Consider the following 424-nt stretch of genomic DNA (forward strand, 5'->3'; position numbering starts at 1 on the left):
CGCCGGTTCTTTTCTACGAGTACGAGAAGATCATGGACGGAAGGGATCTTCCCGTAAAGTCCAACTTCGTATTGCTGCGCATCATCCCGTCGCAAGATGTTACGGTCGATTACTCCCGTCGTCGGCCCTTTGTTATCATCCCTCCACGAGCGGGACACACTGCGGGTGTGGGAGCTCACGAGCACGATAGTCAGCTCGGCGTCGCATTGCGCGAAGGTCATCCGGTTTATCTGGTGAGCTTCCGTCGCGAGCCGGAGCAGGATCAGCAACTCTCTGATGTGGCCTATGCGGAAGCGGCGTTTGTTCGAGAAGTGATCCGCCGGCATCCGCGCGCGCCTCTGCCGGCCATTATCGGCAACTGCCAAGCAGGCTGGGCGACCCTCGTTCTCGCCGCAACAAACCCTGACTTGACAGGACCCATCGT

1 protein-coding gene is annotated in these 424 nt (G+C 59.0%); it reads left to right on the top strand.

The annotated features are described in order from the left end of the window. Positions 1-424, top strand: a 424-nt coding sequence (locus I6F28_RS37180) for a DUF3141 domain-containing protein (protein ID WP_225143963.1), incomplete at both ends; no start/stop codon positions are given.

Origin of the sequence: Bradyrhizobium sp. NBAIM14 (assembly GCF_020193895.1) — a bacterium.
Taxonomy (GTDB): domain Bacteria; phylum Pseudomonadota; class Alphaproteobacteria; order Rhizobiales; family Xanthobacteraceae; genus Bradyrhizobium; species Bradyrhizobium yuanmingense.